This is a genomic window from Anaerolineales bacterium (assembly GCA_037382465.1).
In the GTDB taxonomy this organism is placed as follows: Bacteria; Chloroflexota; Anaerolineae; order Anaerolineales; family E44-bin32; genus WVZH01.
The window spans coordinates 21,445-25,671 of the sequence record JARRPX010000041.1 but is presented as its reverse complement, the minus strand read 5'-3'; the positions used below and the strand labels follow the sequence as shown (position 1 = coordinate 25,671).

General features: G+C 53.9%; 3 protein-coding genes. 1 reads left to right on the top strand and 2 read right to left on the bottom strand.

The genetic code is table 11. The features are described from left to right. The first annotated feature begins 128 nt into the window (after positions 1 to 128). Complete coding sequence (locus P8Z34_11385) at positions 129 to 1,091, top strand: MFS transporter (GenBank protein ID MEJ2551275.1); 963 nt, start codon at positions 129 to 131, stop codon at positions 1,089 to 1,091. 202 nt (positions 1,092 to 1,293) lie between these two features. Here P8Z34_11385 and P8Z34_11380 read toward each other — a convergent pair whose 3' ends face one another. Together P8Z34_11380 and P8Z34_11375 are read right to left on the bottom strand one after the other, a co-directional pair. Continuing rightward, positions 1,294 to 3,219: a sugar phosphate nucleotidyltransferase gene (locus P8Z34_11380; protein MEJ2551274.1), complete on the bottom strand. Its 1,926-nt coding sequence runs from the start codon at positions 3,217 to 3,219 to the stop codon at positions 1,294 to 1,296. A 444-nt stretch (positions 3,220 to 3,663) separates the two neighbouring features. After that, positions 3,664 to 4,110, bottom strand: a complete 447-nt coding sequence (locus P8Z34_11375; protein MEJ2551273.1) for a hypothetical protein — start codon at positions 4,108 to 4,110, stop codon at positions 3,664 to 3,666. Between the last annotated feature and the right edge of the window lie 117 nt (positions 4,111 to 4,227).

Sequence of the window (4,227 nt, the reverse complement as noted above, 5' to 3'; positions counted from 1 at the left end):
TAGATCAGCATCAACGCAAATGTGGGTTCCAACTTGGGCAGCAGATAGGCCACCACCGCCAATCCGAGAAAAGGCACGCGTTCGAATACGGTCATCGTCTCACACGCTTCAAGCCGATGGTGATGACGATGACCGTATTCGAACGCGTGCCTTTTCTCGGATTGGCGGTGGTGGCCTATCTGCTGCCCAAGTTGGAACCCACATTTGCGTTGATGCTGATCTACGTCTTGTTGATATGGCAGGGGTTGGGAGGCGGCTTCACTGCCACGGTGTGGCAGTCGATGATCGGAAAAATCATCCCTCCGACCTGGCACGGTCGTTTCTTCGGCGTTCAGGGTTCAGCTGCCAATCTGCTCATGGGCATCACTGCAATATTCGCCGATTGCTTCCTGCTCGCCAGCGCGGGTTTGGCGCTCTCCTTTATCTTCTTGGGGTTGACACGGGAGCAGGATCACACTCCGGCTTATCCTTCCGGGATCGCCACGAAATTATGGCAGGAAGTCGGCGACATTCTCAGCAGCGATCGGATATTCCGTCGTTTTCTGCTGATTCGCATGATCCTGCAGTTGGGCGGCGCCGCCTTTTCCTTCTATGCCGTGTATGCCGTCGGAGAATTGGGAGTCAGCGAAGCGCTGGTGGGTTGGTTGACGGGGGTCATCTTCTTTTCGCAAGTAATCGCCAATCCGACGCTCGGCGCGCTCGGCGATCGCACGAATCACCGTTTCATCCTGCTGCTTGGATCGACGATGGCCATGTTGAGTGCAGGCCTGGCCGGCTGGGTCACCGCCATCCCGCTGTGGTTCGTCGTCTTCGGTCTGGCTGGCATGGGGGCAGTGGCGAATTGGACCACATCGATGGTGCTCAGCCTCGAGTTCGGGACGCACGCCAATCAGGCGACCTACATCGGGATGGCGAATTCTCTCATCGCTCCCGCTACACTGCTGGCGCCTTTCCTGGCTGCCTGGTGCATCGACAATTACGGGTACACGACGATGTTCCGTGCCTCGGCGTTGGTGTTTTTCATTGCGGCGGTGATCAACTTGAGCCTGCTGCGTCTCGAACCAAATGGACGCAATCAAGAAGCGCTGTAGTTCGAAACGGCGGGAATCCCGTTCTCGCTGGATAATTCGTGCGGGACGAACGGAAAACCTTTTGCGTCACTAACGAATTCACGGCAGCGCCTGCTTGCGCTCCTGGCTGGGTTTGACATGCGGTGACCATGTGCGGAGACGGACCGCTGCTTTACAAATCCTCGGCTTGCGGATGGAAAACTACGCGTCAGCCGGATATGATTTATTCTTCGCCTCGAAAAGACATCAGTGTTTCCAGGTAGTGTTCCGGAAGCCCGATATCGTAGCGCTGACCGTCCATCAAGATGCCCATGAACCCGTCTTCCTGCCGTAAGCGGTCCAGCGCGGAAGTGAGCTGGAACTCCCCTCGTTCGCGCACATTATTGGTGATGTGTTCTTCGAGATAGTCGAAGATTTGTGGCTTGATCACGTACAATCCAAAGGCGGTCAGGTACTCATCATCAGGAAGCCCTCTGACGCGCAAGTTGCTGCGGGCGTAATCGAGCGAGGGTTTTTCGGCGAATTCGGTGATGTTTAAATCCCGTCCCTCTTCCATCCAGACACCGGTCACCGTTCCGAAGTTGGCAATCTCCACTTCGGGTGTGCGTCGTAAACCGATGACGCTGAGGGCATGCTTTTGGTAGGCTTCGATTAATTGCTGGGCGCAAGAGGATTCACCTTTCGAGCGGTAGAGGTGATCTCCTAGCATCAGCAGGAAGGGTTCATCCCCAACCGTATCCATGGCGCAGTACACGGCGTGTCCGAAACCCTCCTGGGTCTTCTGGGTAACGAAGGACACCCTGCGGCCGATTTCCAATATTTGCTGGGCATATTCCTGAAAACGACGCGGCAGTTTGTTGTAGTTCTCGATCGTGATTTGTTCGTTGAACAATGCGTTGAAGGCATCGAGATCGTGCTCTTGAACAATGATGATCACCTCTTCGATGCCGGCTTTGAGCGCTTCTTCAACGATCAGCAGGATGGCGGGTTTCGCGATGCCGTCCCGGTCGATCACGGGAAACAGCTCTTTCTTGGCCGCTTTGGTCGCTGGAAAGAGGCGTGTTCCAAATCCCGCTGCAGGAATCACCGCTTTACGCACCTTCGCTCCGGTATGTATCGTCAGCGGCAGACAGGACAATCCCAATTCGCGTTCGATGGTCTCGATCGCATCTTTTTGGTCCGCTTCGCTGCGAACGATGAACTGCGCGGTGCCGTCTCCTTGCGAGCCAACGCCTTTTCCTCCAAAAACATAGGGATGGAGTGATTCGAGATTCAATGCGCGATGCAAGACCGGCGCGGTTAACTCCTCCGGGCAGGCAGGCGTCGCCAGACGATCGAACTCCGTTTGCGCTTCATGCATTAACTCGCCCAGCCGTTCGGCGTTCGAGGAAGTGAGCGCTTCGACGGCTTCATGCACGATTCTCTTGTTGATCGATCCCAGGAGTTCTTGAACGCCGCGTTCGATTTCGGACTCGGGATAGGGAAAACCGCGACTCAGTCGAGCCAATATCTCTGTGGTGTCTTTTTCGGCATTCAGATCCACGATCACCAAGTACATGTTTGCCGGAACCTGGAGTTCGGTAACATCGAGGTGGTCGCCGTCGAACGTCATCAAGATGGGACGATTCCCGTAGGCGCAGCCCTGGTCCATGCGCCCACAGCGGGAGGGCGTGGTGATCTCGCCCTGATAAGCATGCTCCATCTCACCGCGTATCGTCATTTTGAGGTCATAGATGCGATTGAAGGCGCGCGCGGTCAAGACGCATATTGCTGCGCTGGATGACAGGCCTTTCTTGATCGGCAGGTCGGTCTTGTAGTTATCGATGATCAGGCCACGGACCTGGTAGTTAATCAGAATCTGATAGGCCACCCCTGCGATGTAGCTCCAATAGCCTCCTTTTTGAGCTTCTTCGAGAAGCGCTTTGGGATCCATCGGAATCTCATAGGGGCCGTTCTTCTCACCGCTTGGCGTGGTGGAGTAGAGAACCAAAGCGGATGGATGCGGTTCGACTTCAGCGTAGATGCCCTGGTCGGTGCCGGTGAGCAGGGTATAGCCCTTCTCGATATCTACGTCGAAACGGCGGTATCCGCCGGCCCAATCGGAGTGCTCTCCGAAAAGACAAATACGTCCGGGAACAAATAATTTCAACTCAGACCTCTTTCGTGGTTCAGTTTTACGTCGAACGGGATACTTGCGATTAAGCCTGGATCCGTAAGCGCATTGCCAGGGAATTATAAACCAAGCTGACGAGCGCGTGGGCTTGCCGGATCGAATGATGATAGTTTGGAGTTAGAAATGTGAATTATCCTCGCCGATGACCGGATCTTGGGCACCTTCATCGCCGCCGTCTTTTCCGGCTTGAAGTTGGTTTTCTCGATTACAGTGCTGATCGGCTTGAGCCTGCTGCGTCTTGAACCTAAAGGGTGTCGTCCTCGACGGTTGTAGACGTCAGAAAATGGGGTTGGGGAATCCCGGGCGCCCAATCGATCGTCTAGATTGAGCGCCATTTGTTTGCTTCACCACCATGCAGAATCAGCTTGCTTGCCTCGGCTCAGGTATTAGCCGTAAAGGTCGATCCACCGCTTTCCAAGCTTAATCTGTTTGCCAATCTTCATATTTTTCAGCGAGTCGGTCGAATTCGAGCTGAATATCATCGGACAACTCGGCGGATTCCTTATCGTACTGATATGCGAGATCATAATTGCCATTACTCGCTGCTTCGTACATTTTCCATTCGAGGCGGAAGAATTCCTCGATCAGTTCGTTAATATCTTCAAGACATGTGATCGTAGCCTGTCCGGATTGGCCTTGATAGCGTTGTTCCGCTCGCATTACGTAATCCGTATTTCCGGAGATTTCTGCGTAATCATTGAATGAGTTGTAATCCTGGATCGACTCTTCGATTCTCGCCCCAGTTGCATCATCCCAGGTTACGGCCTTGGGACCGCTGCAGCTTGTGGTGTCGCGCAGCATGTTGATCAAGAAGCCGATACCGATAACCACACCGACGCCAAGCAGACGGGAAACGATATTGCGCATGTGAAACTCCTTGGTACCCAATTTGGCTTATAGGATATCAAAATAGAGTTGGAGTTCATTCCGTTACGTTCTTCCCATTGGATTGGTCGAACTTCTTGTGGCGTAAATTCGAAAACC

Excerpts from the sequence above, each read along its gene's own strand:
- P8Z34_11385 (MEJ2551275.1), top strand. The coding sequence starts at position 129 with ATGACCGTATTCGAACGCGTGCCTTTTCTCGGATTGGCGGTGGTGGCC.
- P8Z34_11375 (MEJ2551273.1), bottom strand. The coding sequence starts at position 4,110 with ATGCGCAATATCGTTTCCCGTCTGCTTGGCGTCGGTGTGGTTATCGGT.